Annotated in this window: 17 protein-coding genes and 4 tRNA genes; 5 read left to right on the top strand and 16 right to left on the bottom strand. The window is 33.7% G+C overall.

Annotation, left to right across the window (positions count from 1 at the left end; genetic code table 11):
- Nucleotides 1-64: 64 nt before the first annotated feature.
- The 13 genes from J8H85_RS14820 to J8H85_RS14760 all read right to left on the bottom strand — a co-directional run bounded on the left by J8H85_RS14820 (nucleotide 65) and on the right by J8H85_RS14760 (nucleotide 8,686).
- Nucleotides 65-136: transfer RNA gene (locus tag J8H85_RS14820), tRNA-Thr, on the bottom strand.
- A gap of 70 nt (nucleotides 137-206) precedes the next feature.
- A tRNA-Gly gene (locus tag J8H85_RS14815) sits at nucleotides 207-279 on the bottom strand.
- Between the two features lie 71 nt (nucleotides 280-350).
- A tRNA-Tyr gene (locus J8H85_RS14810) sits at nucleotides 351-432 on the bottom strand.
- A gap of 62 nt (nucleotides 433-494) precedes the next feature.
- Nucleotides 495-568: transfer RNA gene (locus tag J8H85_RS14805), tRNA-Thr, on the bottom strand.
- A gap of 101 nt (nucleotides 569-669) precedes the next feature.
- Nucleotides 670-972: a ribosome hibernation-promoting factor, HPF/YfiA family gene (gene hpf / locus J8H85_RS14800; protein ID WP_209655994.1), complete on the bottom strand. Its 303-nt coding sequence runs from the start codon at nucleotides 970-972 to the stop codon at nucleotides 670-672.
- 36 nt (nucleotides 973-1,008) lie between these two features.
- Entirely contained in the window at nucleotides 1,009-1,899 is an 891-nt protein-coding gene (locus J8H85_RS14795; RefSeq protein ID WP_209655993.1) for a tyrosine-type recombinase/integrase, read from the bottom strand.
- A gap of 128 nt (nucleotides 1,900-2,027) precedes the next feature.
- A complete protein-coding gene (gene rpsU / locus J8H85_RS14790; RefSeq protein WP_209655992.1) occupies nucleotides 2,028-2,222 on the bottom strand; it encodes a 30S ribosomal protein S21 in 195 nt (64 codons plus the stop codon).
- A gap of 84 nt (nucleotides 2,223-2,306) precedes the next feature.
- Complete coding sequence (locus J8H85_RS14785) at nucleotides 2,307-3,473, bottom strand: acyl-CoA dehydrogenase family protein (RefSeq protein ID WP_209655991.1); 1,167 nt, start codon at nucleotides 3,471-3,473, stop codon at nucleotides 2,307-2,309.
- A gap of 12 nt (nucleotides 3,474-3,485) precedes the next feature.
- The gene (locus J8H85_RS14780; RefSeq protein WP_209655990.1) at nucleotides 3,486-4,361 is read right to left on the bottom strand and encodes a ComEA family DNA-binding protein; all 876 of its coding nucleotides are present in this window, start codon (nucleotides 4,359-4,361) and stop codon (nucleotides 3,486-3,488) included.
- 20 nt (nucleotides 4,362-4,381) lie between these two features.
- Complete coding sequence (locus J8H85_RS14775) at nucleotides 4,382-6,004, bottom strand: alanine/glycine:cation symporter family protein (protein ID WP_209655989.1); 1,623 nt, start codon at nucleotides 6,002-6,004, stop codon at nucleotides 4,382-4,384.
- Between the two features lie 107 nt (nucleotides 6,005-6,111).
- The gene (locus J8H85_RS14770; RefSeq protein WP_209655988.1) at nucleotides 6,112-7,131 is read right to left on the bottom strand and encodes a potassium channel family protein; all 1,020 of its coding nucleotides are present in this window, start codon (nucleotides 7,129-7,131) and stop codon (nucleotides 6,112-6,114) included.
- Between the two features lie 3 nt (nucleotides 7,132-7,134).
- Nucleotides 7,135-7,362 carry a PspC domain-containing protein gene (locus tag J8H85_RS14765; RefSeq protein ID WP_209655987.1) on the bottom strand — a complete coding sequence of 76 codons (228 nt, stop codon included), beginning with the start codon at nucleotides 7,360-7,362 and terminating at the stop codon, nucleotides 7,135-7,137.
- Between the two features lie 52 nt (nucleotides 7,363-7,414).
- Nucleotides 7,415-8,686, bottom strand: coding sequence for a DUF2851 family protein (locus tag J8H85_RS14760; protein WP_209655986.1), 1,272 nt, complete (start codon nucleotides 8,684-8,686; stop codon nucleotides 7,415-7,417).
- Between the two features lie 82 nt (nucleotides 8,687-8,768).
- Here J8H85_RS14760 and J8H85_RS14755 point away from each other — a divergent pair, with 82 nt between their 5' ends.
- Both J8H85_RS14755 and J8H85_RS14750 read left to right on the top strand, forming a co-directional pair.
- Nucleotides 8,769-9,167: a DUF2721 domain-containing protein gene (locus J8H85_RS14755; RefSeq protein ID WP_209655985.1), complete on the top strand. Its 399-nt coding sequence runs from the start codon at nucleotides 8,769-8,771 to the stop codon at nucleotides 9,165-9,167.
- A gap of 11 nt (nucleotides 9,168-9,178) precedes the next feature.
- Nucleotides 9,179-9,988 carry an amidohydrolase family protein gene (locus J8H85_RS14750; RefSeq protein WP_209655984.1) on the top strand — a complete coding sequence of 270 codons (810 nt, stop codon included), beginning with the start codon at nucleotides 9,179-9,181 and terminating at the stop codon, nucleotides 9,986-9,988.
- 152 nt (nucleotides 9,989-10,140) lie between these two features.
- Here the strand turns inward: J8H85_RS14750 and J8H85_RS14745 are convergent, their stop codons facing one another.
- The 3 genes from J8H85_RS14745 to J8H85_RS14735 are packed head-to-tail and all read right to left on the bottom strand — an operon-like array spanning nucleotide 10,141 to nucleotide 16,985.
- Nucleotides 10,141-12,090, bottom strand: coding sequence for an OmpA family protein (locus J8H85_RS14745; protein WP_209655983.1), 1,950 nt, complete (start codon nucleotides 12,088-12,090; stop codon nucleotides 10,141-10,143).
- Nucleotides 12,091-12,100: 10 nt separating this feature from the next.
- Nucleotides 12,101-13,039: a PorP/SprF family type IX secretion system membrane protein gene (locus tag J8H85_RS14740; RefSeq protein WP_209655982.1), complete on the bottom strand. Its 939-nt coding sequence runs from the start codon at nucleotides 13,037-13,039 to the stop codon at nucleotides 12,101-12,103.
- 10 nt (nucleotides 13,040-13,049) lie between these two features.
- A complete protein-coding gene (locus tag J8H85_RS14735) occupies nucleotides 13,050-16,985 on the bottom strand; it encodes a tandem-95 repeat protein (protein ID WP_209655981.1) in 3,936 nt (1,311 codons plus the stop codon).
- Nucleotides 16,986-17,502: 517 nt separating this feature from the next.
- Here J8H85_RS14735 and J8H85_RS14730 point away from each other — a divergent pair.
- The 3 genes from J8H85_RS14730 (at nucleotide 17,503) to J8H85_RS14720 (ending at nucleotide 19,862) form a co-directional block, all read left to right on the top strand.
- Nucleotides 17,503-17,985, top strand: coding sequence for a CIA30 family protein (locus J8H85_RS14730; RefSeq protein ID WP_209655980.1), 483 nt, complete (start codon nucleotides 17,503-17,505; stop codon nucleotides 17,983-17,985).
- Nucleotides 17,986-18,268: 283 nt separating this feature from the next.
- A complete protein-coding gene (gene pnuC, locus J8H85_RS14725; protein ID WP_209655979.1) occupies nucleotides 18,269-18,874 on the top strand; it encodes a nicotinamide riboside transporter PnuC in 606 nt (201 codons plus the stop codon).
- Nucleotides 18,843-19,862 (top strand): acyl-CoA dehydrogenase family protein, encoded by a 1,020-nt coding sequence (locus tag J8H85_RS14720; protein ID WP_209655978.1) that lies wholly within the window; start codon nucleotides 18,843-18,845, stop codon nucleotides 19,860-19,862. Before pnuC ends, J8H85_RS14720 begins: the two co-directional genes overlap by 32 nt.
- The last annotated feature ends 720 nt before the right edge of the window (nucleotides 19,863-20,582 follow it).

The following is a 20,582-nucleotide window of genomic DNA, read 5'->3' as shown; positions in this document are numbered from 1 at the left end:
TTTTAAATAATTTTAATCTTAGTTATATAATAATATTAGTGTATTCTAATTTAATTCAAAATTGAGCCAATGACGAGAATTGAACTCGTGACCTCTTCCTTACCAAGGAAACGCTCTACCCCTGAGCTACACCGGCAATTTATTTACGATTGCCGATTTTTTGATATACGATTTGTAACTCGCAATCCATAATGCGTAAATAATTGAGCGAGAGACCGGGTTCGAACCGGCGACATTCAGCTTGGAAGGCTGACGCTCTACCAACTGAGCTACTCTCGCAATTTTAACAAGCTTTCGCTTGTATGGTTTCAATATTTCAAATAGATTTCCGCTTTCGCAGAAATTTGTTGTGGGGAGAGCAGGATTCGAACCTGCGAAGACGTAGTCAGCAGATTTACAGTCTGCCCTCGTTGGCCGCTTGAGTATCTCCCCAAATTATCAAAATTTCAATTTTTAAATCACCAAATTCCAATTAGGAACTATGGATTTAAAAGAGCCGATGGAGGGACTCGAACCCACGACCTGCTGATTACAAATCAGCTGCTCTAGCCAGCTGAGCTACATCGGCGTTTTTTACACTTTTTAAGCATAAAAAAAACCCGCTATTTCTAACGGATTGCAAATGTATAGATTTTTTATTTTAATCAAAACATTTTTCTAGAATTTTTATTATAAATGTGCTCTTAATTTTTCTTTTCGCTTTTTTAGCTGTCTTTCTAAGGAAGCAGCTGCCATATCTGCACCTTCTTCAAAACTTCTGCATTGTTTTTTTACTACAAAACTATCTCCAGGTACACTTAGCTTTGCTTCAAAAATTTTATTTTCTTTATCGCTTGTGTTATCTAATTTTAAAAAAACATCTGATTGGATGACTTTATCATAAAACTGATCTAACTTGTCCATTCGTTTTTGAATAAAGTTGATTAACTTTTTGTCTGCATTAAAATTAACTGATTGCGTGATTACTTTCATTCTTATTATTTTTTGGTTAGACAATAACGTTTAATACTATTTTTTACTTCTTGGATGCGAATTTACATGCACCTTTTTTAACTCTGCTATACTATTATGAGTATAAACTTGGGTAGCTGCCAAACTTGAATGACCAAGAAGTTCTTTAACAGCATTTAAATCGGCTCCTTGATTAAGCAAATGAGTTGCAAAAGAATGTCTTAATATATGCGGACTCTTTTTTACTTTCGTAGATGCATTACTAAAATAATCATTTATTATTCTGTAAACAAGAGTTTCATAAATTTTAACTCCTTTTTGGGTTAAAAATAAATATTCACTATCGGTAACATGCTCTAGCTGGTTTCGCTCTTTCAAATACAAATTTAAAGTACCTATTACTGATTCTAATAACGGGATGATGCGCTCCTTATTTCTTTTACCTAATACTTTTAACGTTTTATTATGTAAATTGAAACTTAACAACTTTAACTCTACCAACTCGATTCTTCGTATGCCTGTAGAATAAAACAATTCGATGATGAGTTTATTTCGGATGCCTTCAAAATCATTTTCAAAATTAAAATCATCTAAAACAGTTGAAACTTCAGCTTCTGAAAAAGGGATTTGTATTTTTTTACTTGTTTTTAAGGCTTTATGCTTAACCAATGGGTTTACTTCAATTGTTTTTGTTTTTAGAAGAAATTTGTAATAGGTGTTTAATGCCGAAACTTTACGATTGACGCTTCGGTTGGACAAGCCGCTTTCAACCAACGAAACAATCCATGTACGGATTTGGGCATAATTAACTTTATTAATTGAATTTGTTCGGTATTCTAATTTAATGAACTCTAAAAAAACATCTAAATCATTTTGATAGGCCTTGACTGTTAGTGGTGAATAATTTTTCTCCAATAAAAGATGATCTGTAAACGGTTTAAAAGACATTTTCTAAGTTTAAAGTTTTAAAGTTAAAAGTTAAAAGTTAAGAACACAACTTTATAACGCCAAAATAAATATAAAGCAAAAAAAAATCCCGCTAGGTAGCGGGATTTTAATTTATATGTGAGAACAGATTATATATCTTCTGCGTCTCTTAAACCTTGAATGTATTGAGCTTTTTGTATTTGTGCTCTACGTTCTACAGATGGCTTAGTAAACTGCTTACGAGCATTTAACTGACGTTTAGTTCCAGTTTTATCAAACTTTCTCTTGTAACGCTTTAGCGCTCTATCTATATTTTCTCCTTCTTTAATTGGTATTATTAACATAGTGTCTTAACCTCCTCTCTTTTAGATTTTCGGGTGCAAAAATAAAAATAATTATCAATTAACAATTAACAATTGACATTTTTTTTATGTTGCTGGTTTATATTCTTTTTTATCGATGATGATTTTTGCCAAAATCTCTCTTAAAATCTCGGAAGTTCCTCCTCCAATGGGCCCTAACCTACTATCTCGCAATAGTCTAGCCATAGGGTAATCTTCCATATAACCATAACCTCCTAAAAATTGTAAGCACTGATAAATAACTTCATCTGCCATTTTAGTGGATCTAAGCTTAGACATGGTGGCGTGTTTTACCACGTATTCCCCTTTATTTAATCTAAAAGTGACTGAATAATTAAATTCTTTGCAAATTTCCATATCCGTATATAAATCGGCTATAGAATGTCTTAATGCTTGAAACTTATCGATTGATTTACCGAAAGCCATACGTTCGGACATATATTTCAATGCATACTCCAACGCAAATTCTGCACGGGCGTGGGCGTTAATACCCATTATTAAACGTTCCAATGAAAAATGTTGCATAATATAAGAGAAGCCTTGGTTTTCTTCACCCATTAAATTAGCAAGAGGTATTTTTACATTGTCGAAAGCAATTTCACCCGTATCGGATGCACGCCATCCTAGTTTATTTAATTTGGTTGCCGATACTCCTGTTGATTCTCTATCAATAACAAAAATACTGATGCCTTTATTTCCTAGTTCTGGGCTTGTTTTTGCAGCTACTATTAAATAGTCGCTGTATACACCATTAGTTATAAACGTTTTTGAACCGTTTATAATGTAATGGTCGCCATTTTTAACTGCCGTTGTACGCATGCCAGCTACATCACTACCTCCAAAAGGTTCAGTAATGCACAAACAACCTATTTTATCACCAGTAATACTTGCTGTTAAATAGTTTTGCTTAATAGCTTCACTTCCTTCTGCATTAAGATGCGTCATGGCTAAATAAGCGTGCGCCCAAATTGCTGCCGCAAAACCACCTGAGTTTATTTTTTGCAATTCTTCTAAAAGAATAACGGTATAAAACAAATCTAGGTTTAGACCACCATAAGCTTCTGGATAATTGATTCCGAAGAACCCCATGTCGCCAAATTTTTTCCAAATAAATCTGTCTATAACACCTGTTTGTTCCCAATTTTCAATATGAGGAACAACTTCTTTTTGTAAAAAATCTTGAAGGCTTTTTCTAAAAAGTTGATGTTCTTCAGTGAAGTACATACTGTTCATTTATTTATTTTTTCAATCGAGGGACAAATATAATTTAATTATATCGATTTTATTTACAGGAAAGTCTTTTACTTTTTTTAATTCATCTAAGGATTTAAAACCTTCTCTTAATTGGCGTTGTTCAACGATACGAAACGCCAAATTATAATCTATATGTTGGATAGTAACCAACTCATCTATAGTTGCTTTATTTAGTATTATTATCTTAATAGTTCGGGGTGTTTTTATTGCAAAATCTTCACTGATCTTTTCTATAACTTCTGGTTTTAACCCGTAAACATCTTGAAGCTGTACCATATCAATAAAACCTCCAGGAAAAGAATTTCTAAGTTTTATGATTCTTTCAGAATAATACTCGCCAATACCATTTACTTTTTGCAAATCTTGTGCTGTTGCTTTATTTAAGTCTTGCTTTTCGGCAAAGGTTTTAGGTTTTTTATTGAAAGCATAATTAGGTTTTGGTGTTGAATTTTGATTTGCTTCCACTACCCAATCTGGAAATTTAAAATAGGGGGAAAGTACATCTAAAAGCGAATCGGAAATTTTAGTGACTTCTTGAAATTGCTTAGTAGTGTTAATCCATTTATTTTGTTTTCTAAAAGCTAACAATCTATCAATTTCTTCATTGCTCATTCCTAAAGAAGCTCCTTTATAATCTGTAATGTAATTTGGGTTGAAAGGATAAATTTTTGGTTTTCGTTCTTCAATTTCAATCAATCTTAATGAATCTATTTCCTTTTCATATTTTGCAAGAGCAGATTTATTTATTGAAAGTTCTTCAGAAGAAAAATCAACATAAAAACAAAGGCATTGTAAAGCAACAATGAGGAAGATTAATAAAAAAATCCCATTTCGCTGACTTTTAGAAAACGTAAAATGGGATTTCATATTTTATTGATTTTAAATTGTTACATATGTTTAGTAAGATCTTCAGCTCCTTCATCTAAAGCTTCATGCTTTATATTAATGGCTTTTAAATAGCGTTTTAGTTCTTTACTAATTATTGGTGATAATATAACGACACCAATAATATTAGGAACTACCATGGCAAAAATCATGGCATCTGAAAAATCTATTACAGCACCTAAACTAATTGATGAACCTATTACTACAAAAATTAAAAATAACACTTTATATACTAAGTCGGTAATTTTTCCTTTTCCGAATAAAAATATCCATCCTTGCATACCATAGTACGACCAAGAAATCATGGTTGAAAAAGCAAATAAAATTACGGCAATTGTTAAAACTATTGAGAAATGAGGTATCACACTATCAAAAGCAACAGCGGTTAATTCTACACCTTCTTTTATAGGCACACCGTATTCCATAAAAGCACCATCAAAATTTGTAATTACAATTACTAAAGCCGTCATGGTACAAATTACAACCGTATCTACAAAAGGCTCTAAAAGTGCTACAATACCTTCACTTGCTGGGTATTTAGTTCTAACTGCTGAATGGGCAATGGCTGCACTACCTACACCTGCTTCATTAGAAAAAGCACCTCTTCTAATTCCCTGAATCATAACACCTACAAGACCTCCTGCTATTCCTAATCCAGAAAATGCTCCATGATAAATCAATGCAAAAGCATCATCAATTAAATGCCAATTGGCTCCTAAAATAATTAAAGCTGCCAATACATAAATACCAGCCATAAAAGGCACTACTTTTTCGGTTACCGAAGCAATACGTTTTATACCTCCTATTATAACAATTGCTACAATAACTGCCATAACAATACCAAAATACATACCTGCATTTGCGCTCTCAAAATCAAATAACTTTACAAATTGAGCTGCCGCTTGGTTTGCTTGAAACATGTTACCACCTCCAAAAGAACCTCCCACAACAAAAACAGCAAACAATACCGCCAGTATTTTACCAAAAGTACCCATGCCTTTTTCTTTAAAGCCTTTGGTTAAATAGTACATGGGGCCTCCGTAAACAGTTCCGTCCTTACCAACATCTCTATATTTTACACCTAAAGTACATTCTGCAAATTTTGAAGCCATACCCAATAAACCGGCAAGAATCATCCAAAAAGTAGCACCAGGACCACCAATAGACAATGCTACGGCTACACCTGCGATGTTACCCAAACCTACAGTTGCAGACAATGCTGCTGTTAATGCTTGAAAGTGAGATACTTCACCATGTGCACCATCGTCCCTTAATGTTTCTATTATATTATGGTCTTCATTTGGTGTGGGGTCACCATATAATGTATCTGCTCCATGCTTTTCGATATCTTCATACTTACCTTGAACAACACGCAAAGCAGTTCTAAAGCCGGTAAAATTTATAAATTTGAAATAAAAGGTAAAAAAGATAGCACCTCCCATTAAAACGATAAGTACCCATGGAATTTTATAATCTTCAGAAAATGGAATTTCATAAAATATACCTTCTACAAACCAACCTGTATAATCTTTAAAAACCTTATCGATTTTTTCGGATGTTGATTCTTGAGCAAATGTTAAAATTGGAATAATTAATGTAAAAATTGAAAGAAGGTATTTCTTCATAAATATACTGAATTGGTTAGTTTTTTTGAAAGATTCTTACTAAAAGACAGCAAGATGCTAAAAAAATTTGATTTTTTAAAACATTGGCTGTTAAAATAGGTGATTCTCTATTCGATATTGTATGTTGAATTTAGCGCTTCAATCTGTTCCGGTCTTCCTAATACAATGATTTTAGAATTTGGTGCTAGTTTTAACTCGGCTTCAGGGTTTACAATATATTCACCATTTTCATCTTTATAACCTATAATAGTACATCCTGTTTTTTTTCGAAGGTCTAAATCTTTAATAGTGCTTACCCTTTGTTTGGCGAATAACTTTTCTACAGCAACTTCTTCAATATTAATACTTGATTTCCCTACTATTGAAAGATTATCCAAAAACTCCATCAAACCTGGCACTACTACTAAAGACGCCATATGGTCGCCACCTATTTTATCGGGTAAAATAACGTTATTGGCTCCCGCAAATTTTAACTTATTATAAGACGATTCGTTGGATGCGCGACTTATAATATTGATATCTTTATTTATTTGCCTGGTTGAAAGCACCACAAACAAATTATCTGCATCGTTGGGCAATGCTGAAATAAAGTTAGATGCACGGTCTATTCCTGCTTGCATGAGCACTTCATCTTCATTAGCATTTCCTATTATATATGGAACTTCGTCTAATTTCAAACGCTCTTCCATATCTCTATTCTTCTCTATTACAACAAACGCTTTTTTATGTGTTAACAGTTTTTGTGCCGCCTGCTTACCATTTCTACCGTATCCACAAATAACCACATGGTTTTTAAAACTATTAATCTCTTTTTCCATCTTTTTATGTTTTAATTCTTCAAGATTGTTTTTGCTTAAAATATATTCGGTAATAATGGAAAGCGCATAACCCATGATTATAACACTGGCCAAAATTAAAAATATGGTAAAAACTTTAGAATTGTAGTCTAGTGGCACCACCTCACCAAAACCAACGGTTGTTAGTGTAATTACTGTCATGTAAACCGCATCAATCCACGAATAATTTGAAATAATTCTATAACCCGAGATACCAATTAGCAAGATTACAACCAGCAAAAAAACAGCGGTGTAAATTTTGGTTCTAAAAAAATTAATAAGTGGGTTCATAAATTATAAATCGAAAACAGAAGATCTTTTGGTGTAAACTAAATCTTTAATACGCATCCAAAATGCCAAAAACAAGTATAAAGCAAAACCAAAACCAAGTGTTACAAAAGTTAAATAAATAAACGATGTTCTCACAACTTTTGCCCTAATACCTAAACGCTCGGCAATACGTTGACACACGTAATACCCATGTTTTTGAAAAAATAATAATAGTTTATATATTCCGTTCATGCTGCAATTTAGTATTAAGTTTATTAGTTTAAAAGTTTATGGGTTTATTTCTTTATGGGTTTATGAGTGAATTACCTATGGCGCATTGCAAACATTTGTTTTTACTGCAATATTCTGTTTTAAGTTGAATAAGTGCTTGCGATTGTAATGATGTATTTGAAACTTTCTTCATATTATTAAAAGCATCAACCACACTGTTTTTTTCTGAAGCAATATCAGCAGCTATGTTTAAAATTTCAGAATCCAGTTCTTGACCTTTTTCTTTTCCATAAGAAAATTTTAGAGGCAAAACAGTATTAATAAGCAATAAGTCTATAAACGATTTGGTGAGTATTTTTGAAGATGTTTTTGATGTTTTTTGAAATGTGTAATGTGAATTCCAAAAAGTTGATGCCGACACTTTAAACACTTTATAAAAATCTTCTAAGGTTTTGGCTTCCATTAATTTTGAAAACAAGGTTTTATGTTCAAAATATAAACTTGCCAATTGCGACAGTCTTATGGTTGGAAAATTTGGTGGTCTCAATCTAAAAAACTGCAAAGGCATTACGTTATTATTTTCTAACTTGAATTTTTGCTTTAAGAATTGATACTCTTTTTGTAACTCTAAGTAATAGGATATTTCCAAATCATCTTCCAACATACCGGATTGCCCAAAGAACAAAGCTTCTAAGCTTGTTAAACTGGACTGCGATTTTCTTACCACTGAAAAATCTATGGATTTTGCCATACTATAAAACGGCTCCCCGTTAACTTTAAGTCCGAAATTTTTAGCCAACATGATAAAAAACACCGCTTCCCAATCGTTTTTTGTGTCTTTCAATAAATTTTGAATAGTTTCCTGTTTTCGCTCTAAGCGTTCAAAATACAAACGCTCTAACCAATTATTTAGCACAAAATTTTCAACCGATGCAAAATCATTTTCACAATTAATCCATTTACCATTTTTAGAAAATAGTTTTTCATAATTATTTAAAACATCTATATTGGTAAAATCTTTAAGCTGTAGTGTGGGAATAGGAGTATTATCACTTCTAAACACATCGGTATCATGCTCCCAAACTACATGCAAAATCACATTGTCATAGGCTTTATCTTGTTCGTGACTGTGTAAAAACCAATCGGATGATTTTACATGAATTTCAACATTTCCTGCCCAAAGTTGATTGCCAATTTTAAGCTGTGCATTAAAAAAATCGGGGCCTGAATTAAAATTGTGTTGCCCAACCGAAGTTAGTAAAACTGCATCTCCTTGGGCAGTTTTCAATTTGTTCAGCTCCATTTTTTTATGTTTCCAGGTGTAGTGTAAAAAATCTTCTTGCATGCATCTAAAGTAAAAAATAATTTGAAGCAAAATATACCCTCAAAAAACTTTAAAGTTGTTAAATTTGGTCAAATTATTAAAAATGGAAGAATTAACGCTTACCACACCTGCTGTTTTATTTTCAGCAATTTCATTAATCATGTTAGCTTATACCAACCGGTTTTTAGCGTACGCTGCCACCATTAGAGATTTACATTCCAAATACGTTAAAAAAAAGGACAAGATATTAATGGCTCAAATACAAAATATAAAGCAACGCCTTTACTTAACGCGCAGCATGCAAATTTTTGGTATTTCTAGTTTGCTGTTATGCGTTTTAACCATGTTTTTAATATATATACAACAACAAACTTTGGCAATTTGGGTATTTGGAGCTGCACTTATTTTATTAATTATATCGTTAGGATTGCTAATTATGGAAATTCAAATTTCAGTAAAAGCCTTAGAGCATCACATTAGCGATATTGAAAACAACGAATAAAAAACAACCTTATGATTATAGACGTTCACACCCACATAAACAATTACCACGAAGATAGAGTTGTATCTTTAGAAGATTGCCTAAACAAACTCACTGAAACCATGTTGGAAAACAAGGTTGATTATTCCTTAGTGCTTTCGTCTTACAAAGTAAATGAACACAGACCCAGCACCAAACAGGTGGTTGAAGCTATTAGCGGGCGAAATAATCTTGGGGTAGTTGCTGGTATTAGTTACCTAAACTATAATTACCGCGATTTAAAAGAAATTAGTGAGTATTTGGAAGCAGGCCTTATTAAAGGCTTGAAGTTCTACCCTGGTTACGAACCGTTTTACCCCAATGATATTCGTTTAAAAGTGGTATATGAAATGGCTATTGAATTTGATGTACCTGTTATGTTTCATTCTGGCGACACTTATGCCCCTACTGGAAAGGTTAAATATTCGCATCCATTGCATATTGATGATTTAGCGGTTGATTACCCCGATTTAAAAATATTGATTTGCCATGTGGGAAACCCATGGATTAAAGATTGCATGGAAGTTGTTTACAAAAACAAAAACGTACATGCCGATATCTCCGGATTGGTATTAGGCGATTTCTCCGATAAGTTTGAGCGCTTTATGAAAACGGAAATTGAAGAAATGATTACTTATGCCGGCGACCCAAAATACTTACTTTACGGTACCGATTGGCCTATAAGCAATATGAAATCCTATTTAAAATTCATGGATCAATTAGAACTACCTCAAGAAAAAAAGGAATTGATTATGTGGAAAAATGCCGTTGAATTATTTAAAATTGATGTTTCTAAATTTTAGAACTAAACATAAAAGAGGCTGTCTGAAAAGTCTATATATTGTCAAACTGAACTTGTTTCAGTTTCTAATAAATATTGATTGTCAACGAGTTAGGATTCTGAAATGAATTCAGAATGACACTTGTTGATACTTTTCAGGCAGCCTCTTTAATTTTATTTATCAAATGTTTTAAAGTTTACTATTATAAATAGTGACCGTCGGTTTTCTTCATGTTCTTTATCAGAACATATATTTCTAAATCCGTTTACGCAACGATTGACTAATTGGGTCTCGCCATAACCTATGGCACTTTCAATTTGCATAGGCATAATTCCCTTTGATAAAATATACTCTTTTGTTGATTTTGCTCTACGATCTGACAATGCTAAATTATAAGAATCATCACCACGACTGTCTGTATGCGATTCAATTTTAATAATCATCTTTGGATATTCCTTCAAAACAGCAACAACTTTATCCAATTCTAATGCAGCATTAGGCCTAATATTAGATTTATTGTAATCAAAATAAATAGGATTTATGTTAATGTCATTAGGTCTTAAATACAAGTCGGCATTAATCTTATCATTAGGTATATTAGTAGTTGTTAACTTTTCAGTAGTAGATTCATGTCTTGGTTTACTAGCTGTTACTATAAAATCGGTTTCGCAATCTACATCCTCAAACATATACATCCCGTCTTGATTTGAAATTGTTGTAGATAACTTCACACCATCTTTATCCATTAAAATTACTTTTACTTCTTTCACAGGTTCTTTTGTTAAAACATCATATACAATCCCTACGATGCTTTGCATACACTTTTCTGTTAAAAAGGCATAAATATCATCACTTCCTTGACCGTTTTCTCTATTGGACGAAAGGTAACCAGATTGTTCGCCATCATTGGTAAAAAAAGCAAAATCGTCATATCCGCTATTAAAATCAGCTCCCATGTTTTCTATGGTAACTAGACTTGATAATCCGTCTTTCACAAGGTTTGTTTTATAAATATCCAATAACCCAAAGCTATTTTCTATATAGCCATCTGATGAAAAATACATACTAGAATCGGCGGCAATAAAAGGAAACATTTCGCGCCCTGGAGTATTTATTTTAGGTCCTAGATTTTGTGCTTCACCAAGGGTACCATCTGAATTTATTGCAACCACATACAAGTCTGATTGTCCAAAGCCTCCTTCTTTATCTGAAACAAAGTATAGACTTTTCTCATCAGGACTTAAAGTTGGGTGCCCTGTTGAGTAATTTTTATCATTAATGGATAAATCTTCAATATGGCTCCATTTTCCATCAATTAAGCTTGCGCGATATATTTTTAAATTATTGGTGCCTTTTTTATCGTAAACGGCTTTTTCATTTTTCTTAACGTTATTACCAGTAAAATATAAAGTTTTACCATCTTTAGTTATAGTTAATGTACCTTGATGATTTGAAACTGAGCTAATAGAATCTGAAGCAATAGGTTCAAAATCTCCAACTTCTATTGAATTTAAAATTTTCTTAACCTTCATTTTATAAATTTTCAGATAAGGCTCTTCGTTCCAACTATAAATTTGTTTTTTCTTATTTTCTGAAAGCGCCTCTTTGTTCATAGCAGATGAAAAGTAAAAATTACCTGAACTATCTTCAAATCCTCCAAAATCGGCAAGACTGGTATTGGTACTTAAATTTATAAGCTTTAGTTGCGGCCTATTATTTTGGTTTGTAGTTACATTGCTATATTTTTCATTTGAGATAATACTATCTGCTGGTGTGTAATTTTTAAATCGGACTAACCATTCTTCTGCAAGTTTATTATTTCCAACACTTCGAAGCGTTTGAATATATTTAAACATAAATTTCGGCGTAATACCCTCCCCTTTTTTTGCTGCCAATGAATACCACTTAACTGCTTCTTTCGAATCGGAGTTTTTATAATAACAATCCCCTATTCGGGTTAATAAATAGGCAGAACTATCTTGCTTTTCAAGTGCTTGCTTATACAATTTTGCAGCATCCATATAAGCGAAATTTCTATATAGTTTATCAGCGGCATTATTTCTTTGAGCATTCAAGGTTAAACTGCAAATTGAAACGAAAATTAATAATATATAATTTTTCATAGGACTGGTATTAAAAATATCTTGGGGATTTTTTACGTTTTTCATTAAATGGTTCAAATATAATTAGCACTTCGTGTGTGCCTCCAAAATAAGGTCTAACATCTGAAACATAATGTTCGTAAGCATAACCAATTCTAAATTCTTTGGATATTTGAAAATCTGCTAAAGCGCCAAGAGAAGCTGTGTTTTCATTAAACCTGTATGAACCACCTAACCATAATTTTTCATGGAATAAAAAATTTGCGTTTAAATCTACAGAAGCTGGTGCTCCATTGGTTGCTTTCAATAAAAAGGAAGGTTTCAGTTTTGTGTTGGCATTTAAATCAAAAACATATCCTCCCGTAAAATAATAACTTACACGCTCAAGAGCAATGTACTCTACATTGTTGGTTTCCTGAGTTAAATTATAATCTGTGTTTATTATTCTTGGGGCAGATAAACCTACATACCATTTGTTAGCATGCCACAGAAATCCTGCACCTACGTTTGGATTCCATTTATCGGCATAGTTTCCAAAGAAAGGATCGGAGGTTACTTTCGGGTTATTTAAAAATACTTCATCTAAATTATAATGTGTAAACCCCGCTTTTAGTCCGAATGACAATTTGGTATTATCACTTGTGTGAATGGTATAGGAAAAATCTGCGTAAGCATATACAAAATTTTCATATCCAGGTTGATCATTTATAACAGAGAACCCTAAACCAATTTTATCATTTCTTAATGGAGAATGCGCCGATAATGTTTGAGTTGTTGGTCCGCCGCTTATTCCAACCCATTGGCTTCGATGCAAACCAACAACAGACAATGTTTCCCGACTTCCGGCATAGGCTGGATTAATTGATATGGTGTTAAACATATATTGAGAAAATTGAGGCATTTGCTGAGCAAATATTATTGAACTTATCAATAATATTAATATGACTAAATTATTTTTAATAATCTTCATAACATAAATTTTATTTAGTTCCAATATACATTAGACCAGTTATTGGGGCTTTTCCGCTATTAACCAATGTTACTACATAATAATAAGTACCACTTGTTACTTGACCTGCTGGACCTAACGAGGATTTATGCGTGAATGCATTCCAATCATTTTGATAATTACTTGACTGAAAAATAATCGCTCCCCATCTGTTTATAATCTTGACATCCGTTTTAAACTCACAATCTTCAACTCCTTTCACAGTAAAATACTCGTTATGACTATCTCCATTAGGTGTTAGTAAGATTGATATTTCGATATTATCAAGATCACATCCTTTAACCTCACATATATTGTTTACATCAATGGAAGCCTCAATGTATGTTGGGCAATTAGATGATGTTTCTGTATAACTGAACGTTATTGTTTCTGAAGCATTCTCTCCATTTAAAATAATAGACTTAGGATTAAAAAAGTGATCATCTATCACTGTACCGTTACCTGAAACAACTTCCCAAGTTCCACCTGTATTGTAATTTCCAGATAATAAATTAAATAAATTAAATACTTGAGATTCCACTTCGCTAGCAACACAAAGACTGATATCGGTTGACGAAACAGCATCATTTTGTAAAGTTAACATGGCATCGGTAGTTGAAGTATTGCCGCAATCATCAGTTACCGTATATACAACTATCAATTGTCCTGAAGCTAGATTATCAAAATTATAATTTGATGTAATTGTAACAGCTTGATCTACGCTACAAGCATCTTTAGCACAAGCTTCCAATGTAGCAATGTTATCTAAATTCCATTGGTCTGCATTTTCTTTAGCTGTAGTTAAAGTACATGAAAGTGATTTGTCTTCTAATATACAATTTGATATATCAGGTGGCGTGGTATCTACTATTGTGAGTGTTACCGATAAAGTTGTTGCGCTACCACTATCATCAGTAATGGTATAAGTTACATCGATGCTACCACTTAATCCACATGAACTTTGGAAATTATTGAAATCAAAATCAGATGTTACTTGTCCTGTTAAACTCATATCGCAAATATCTTCTGCACAAATTTCTAAAGCAGCAATATTTTCTGAATTCCAAGTTTCAGCTAAAGTTTTATTATCCAAACCATTACATTCCATGGTTCTATCTTCAATATTACAGTTCACAATAAATGGAGCTTCAGCATCCGTAATAGTTATATAGACCGTCGCTTGATCACAAGCCTGTGGCGTACCGTTATCGCATACACGGTACACAAAACTATCGGCCCCTATAAACCCTGCATTAGGGGTGTAGGTAAAGCTTCCATTAGTATTAAGCGACAGTACTCCATTAGTAACATTGCTAACAGGTGTGGTGCTTACCGTTTGGATATCGTCCTCCGGATCGGAGTCATTGTCCAGAACATTACCTGTTATACTATCACAAGTATTATTATAAATAACATCGTCATTGGCGATGGTGGTATTGCCGTTGTTCGGCCAGACCGTAATAACCACCGTGGCCGTATCGCACAGTGCAGGCGTACCGTTGTCGCAGATCGTGTAATCGAACCTGTCCTCGCCCACAAAGCCCGTTGGCGGGGTGTAGGTGTACGCCCCCGTGGCAGGGTCTATCGTTACCACGACCCCCTGTACCGTGGTCACCGTTGGGGTGGTCACGACGATCGGGTCGCCATCAGGATCAAAGTCGTTCGACAGGACATTGCCCGTTACCGGGGTATCCATCTCCGTGCCCGCCGTATCGCTGTTGGCTATCGGCGGCCTGTTCCCGGAGCCGCCCCTTGGCAGTACCTCTATGTATACCGTGGCCATATCGCAGGCCTCGGGCGTGCCGTTGTCGCATACCGTATATTCAAAACTGTCCTCGCCTATATAGCCCGCTGGCGGGGTGTAGGTGTACGCGCCCGTGGCCGGGTCTATCGTCACCACGACCCCCTGTACCGTGGTCACCGTGGTGGTGGTAACCCGCTGGGTGTCGCCCTCGGCATCCGTGTCGTTTGTTAAGACATTGCCCGTTACCGCCGTGTCAACAAACGTGTTGTTGATGTCGTTCTCGGCGTTGGTGCAATTCTTATAAATAGTGATAGCAATTGATTTTTCACATCCATTAGCGTCTATAACATTAATAGTATAATCTCCAGCTTCAAGATTTGCAAACTCGCCAGTAGATTGAGTAGCACCTTTTAAAGTATAATTATAAGGAGTTGTTCCACCAGTCGCATTCACTATAACTGATCCTAATGCTAAATTACAAACCGCATTAGATTGAGAAAGAATGGCAACATTTAATCCGGAATTAGGCTGTCTAACAGTAGCAGTATTGGAAGTTGTACAACCTTCAGCATCGGTAATTGTTACTGAATAAGTTCCAGCTGATAAATTATTTAAATCTTCAGTAGTAGCTCCATTACTCCATAAAAATTCATAAGGAGATGTTCCTCCATCAACTGTTATATCTAAAGACCCTGTATTTTCTCCAAAACAAAGTACATTCGAAATTACGATACCTGAACTTAACGCATTGGGTTCATTAACCATGGCGGTTGCTTGAACCATACATTTAGTAACTGTATCTGTAATAGAAACTGTATACATACCTACTGACAACCCTGAAATTGATTGTGTAGTTGCCCCTCCTGGACTCCATAAATAAGTAAAAGAACCTGAACCTCCAGTAACATTTGCAGAAGCTGTACCATTGTCTCCCCCATTACAGCTTACGGCAGTGGTAGTTGGATTTAATGAAAGATTGTTACAATTCCCTGGATTTACATTTACAGTTGTTGTTGCTGTACATCCATGGGCATCCGTAGCTGTAACCGTATAAGTTCCTGAACTTAATCCTGTAATTTTATCAGTGGTTTGGCCTCCTGGACTCCATAAATATGTGTATGGAGCTGTCCCTCCTGTTGTTGTAGCAATTGCTGTTCCATCATTTGTATTTATACCACTTTCATCGGTGGCAGTAGCTGTAACATCTAAAACACTGTCAGGCTCTGAAATGGTTATACATTTTTGAATTGGTAGACAATTAGTACCATCCATAGTTACACTTACGGTATAAATTCCGGCCTTTAAACTGCTTAGTGTACTTGTTGTAACTCCAGAATCAACCTGAACCGGTGATGTATTCCAAGTAAACGTAAATTTAGCTGAAGCGTAAGTTGCTGAACTCGCACTAACCGTTGCACTCCCCAAATTTTCTCCTGCACAAAGAACATCAATAACATTTTCAACCTTTACTATGGCGTCACAAGTGTGTGAACAACCAATAACAACCTCTTGCGATAAAACACAATTATTAGCATCTTTTACAGTAACGATATGGTTTCCTGAAGGAACGTTTGTAGCTGTTTGGGTTGTTTGATTGCCCGCACTAGCGCTCCACAAATAGCTATATGGAGGTGTACCTCCTACTACTGTTGCGGTTGCTTTACCATTTTTACAGTCTTGACAGGTAGTTGCATCATCTTTGGTAATTGTAACTCTTAATGGACCTGGTTCATGCAAGGTTACACAAATTGATGTTGATTTTCCTAAGCAATCAAATAATTTAATAGTGTACGCCCCGGCAGGTAAACCTTCAAATAAAGAATTTGATTGAGGAGTACTTCCATTGATACTATAGGTATAAGGTGCAACACCTCCCATAGCAGAAACTTTAATTTTACCCGTAGATTCACCATGACATAAAATATCTTTTTTATAATCAATAGTTATTTTTAATTCACTATTATTAATAAAATTGTTCCCAGAGGTTGAAACCGAATTAATTGAACTGGGTGAATCATCTTTAATGATAGAACCAGTAAAATCAGTACTTATAAGACTGGTTTTATTGAGAGTTGGAATCTTAAGATCATGTGCATAACCACTATTAAATACTAAACTTAGTAAAACTAAACTAGCAATAAAAAAATGATGTTTTGCGAGAGTTTTGAAGGTATTTTTAAACATATGCCCCTTTTTTAAAATTTAAAGATGCGCTTTGCTTTACTTTAAATTGATTAGAAATTAGATAAGAAATAGCAACTATTAGTGTTTATAGCTTCTAATTAGGCAAATAGTAAATGTGTTTCATAATCAATAATTTAAGTTACAATGGATTTTAAAACTATTCTAGGCAGTTAAACATGCCATAATAGTTATCATTTATCACTCAAACAAGTAGGGAATCGAAGTAATAATTTTATCAACTATATTTATATATCTAGAATCAATTTAGGCGCTTTCTTTAGTTGTAACAAAAAAATCTATATGAAAATCACTATTAAATCGTTAAACGTGTTTTCTTTTTCTTATAAGCCTTTTTATTAACTTTTTGACGAGATATATATTATGCGAATATAATTGCTTTTGTCATAAATTTCATAAATTTTACACGTTTTTTCTGACCTATCATGACTTCTTTTTTTATGTTATATTTAATCAAAAATATTTCTTTACTTACACTTGTAACCAATTACAAAACGGAATGATTATTTTTGATTTTAATACAAAAAGTGATGTTACCAACTGGAAAACCATTAATGATGTGGTTATGGGCGGAAAATCGAATAGCTTTTTTTCTATAAATGATGCTGGTATTGGTGTTTTTAGAGGTGAAGTTTCTTTAGAGAATAATGGTGGATTTGCCATGTTGCAATATCATTTTAATTCTAAAAATGTATTTACTTTTTCCAAAGTTTGTTTAAAAGTTAAAGGCGATGGTAAAACTTACCAATTCAGAATAAAGAACAGTGCCCGTGACAAACATTCTTATATTGCCACTTTCAATACAACAACAAAATGGTGTAATATTGAAATTCCTTTTTCCAATATGCACCCTGCTTTTAGAGGAAAAAGTTTAGATATACCAAACTATTCTGGTGAACAAATGGAACAAATTACTTTTTTGATTGGGAATAAAAAAGAAGAAACGTTTTCTCTAGAAATTAGCAATATCATGCTTAAATAAGTGATACTTTAAAAATACACTGCAATAATAACTTCATAAAGCATCAAACCTATTAAAGAATTGTAAATAAAAAAAGAACATTCACTTTTATTATAACTTCTATAGTTCTAACTTTGCTTTAGAATGGGGTGCTTGTTTTAACAGGCTGAGATGATACCCAAGAGTCTTTTGGCTCGGTACCTGATCTGGATAATGCCAGCGGAGGGATTTTTTGGATAAAGCTTTATTGCATACTTTCCATTATTGGCTCATCTTCTTAATACATTCGTTTAAAACACAAACAATGATGGCCGATTTTTTATCTCCAATTATAATTTTACAGTGGCTAGGTACCGCCTTCGGAATCACACAAGTGCTTCTTGCTCGAAAAAACAACATCAGCAATTATTTATTTGGCATTATATCCATTCTTATAGGTATGTGGGTACTATATGCCTCAAAACTCTATGCAGATATTTTGTTGAATTTCTACTATTTGGTCATGAGTATTTACGGATGGTTCTATTGGAAGTTTGGTAAACAGAAAGAAGAAGTTGCTATTTCCTATGCTACGTTTATAGAACATCTAAAGGCCATTGGCATTGTAATTGGTTGCTTTATTATTATGAGTTATTGGCTTGTTTTCCATACCAATTCTGATGTACCGTATTGGGATGCTTGTACCACTGCCTTTGCTTGGGCAGGTATGTGGCTTATGGCAAGACGAAAAATGGAAAACTGGATTTACTTAAACATAAGCAACATTATTTCCATTCCGTTGTTATTTTACAAAGAACTTTATATATATGCAGGTTTAACTATGTTTCTGTTTGCTGTGGGCACTTCAGGATATTTTAAATGGCGTAACATTATTTTAAATGAATCAAGAAACCAATACAACACCGTTTAGTCCAAAACCATTGGAGGCTTCTGAATTTTCAAGCGAAACCTTGAAATGGATTGCCAATAAAAACCTTTGGAGTTTATGGGTACCTAAAGCTTATAACGGTTTGGAATTATCACTAACCGAAGGCTTAAAAGAACTTCAAGCACTGGCTAAAACCGATGGCAGTTTAGGTTGGACGGTAACACTTTGCAGTGGAGCTACCTATTTTATTGGAAACTTACAGCCAGAAGTTGCCAACCATATTTTCTTAAATCCAAAAAACACGGTGTGTTTTGGAGGTAGTGGAGGCGTTTTTGGTACAGCAGAGAAACAGGGTGACGATTATATTATTTCTGGGGAATGGCATTATGCTACGGGTGCTCCTTACCTATCCCATTTTACATTGAACGCTAAAATTACAGACAATGGAAAACCTGTTTTGAACACCGATGGAACACCTTTAGTATATTCTTTTGTAATTCCAAAGGAAGCTGTTACCATCATTAAAGATTGGGAAACCATGGGACTAAAAGCTACAGCTACCCATTCTTTTAAGGTAGAACAGGTAAAGGTTCCTTCAGAATATGCGTTTGTTTACAATACGTTTTATTTACCGCAACCTATTTTTAAAATACCGTTTTCGGTGTTTGCCGATTTAACGCTTTGGGTGAATTATTTAGGTATGGCTGAACATTTTTTTGATGAAGCTTCCTTGGTTCTGAAACAACAACCATTAAAGCCATTTATTTTGATGCTTTACAAAACCAACAAAGAACTTTATAAATTTGCTGAAGCTATTGAAGATTTTACCAACAACGAAAGTAAAATTACTGAAGCCTATATTGAAACCATACATGCTAACGCAACGGCATCGGTGAAGGCCATTTCAGAAGCCATTTTAAAAGTGTATCCGCTATTGGGCGTAAAAGCTTGTAGTGAAAAGCATCCGCTAAATAGAATTTTTAGAGATTATTTTACGGCCACACAGCATCATATTTTTTCTGGGAGGTAGATATTTATATAACTTAGTAGTGTGGTTTAGTAATTAATTTATCTAATATAAACTAAATAGAAAATCTGTTAGAATTTTTCAAGAGTTCACTGCCCTATCCATGGCTTATTCAAGACGAAGCTTTGAAGTATGCAATGCCATAGGCTATTCTTTCATGATTATCATCAACAACGTATAGATAGAATTTAATTTTTTTTAAACTTTCGAAGACAAAAAAATTTCCTAATTATCAAAGCAATGTATAATGTCCTTTCAAAAAAAACTCTTATAAATAAAAATACAATCTTTTTAGAATAAACATCAGTAAAAAAATACTTGAAAATTTTGTTTTGTATACAAGTCATAATCAATTTGGCAACAAATAAAATAGATTTTAAGCAATTCATTAAACCTCAAAATCCAAACCAAATTAAAGAACCCCCTTAAAATGCAGAAACCTGATAATCTTTCGATTACCAAGTTTTAACACTAATTGATATACTAAAAAGTCGTGGTGGCAGGAAGACATATCACAAACTTCAATATACTATATATCAATCATTTATAATTTTAAAAAAAAAAAACACCAATTAACCTATTTGTTGACGGTGTTATAAATGATGTCCCGTCCTGCAATAGCGATACACTCAAACCTTAGTGTAATGAAAACACCAGAAAACAGTGGGTATGTAAAGCGTACTCAAAAAGATTATTCGATTTCTTTTAAGCTTCAGGTTGTTC

Origin of the sequence: Mariniflexile gromovii (assembly GCF_017814435.1) — a bacterium.
GTDB classification, from domain to species: domain Bacteria; phylum Bacteroidota; class Bacteroidia; order Flavobacteriales; family Flavobacteriaceae; genus Mariniflexile; species Mariniflexile gromovii.
This window is presented reverse-complemented; position numbering and strand designations above follow the sequence as displayed.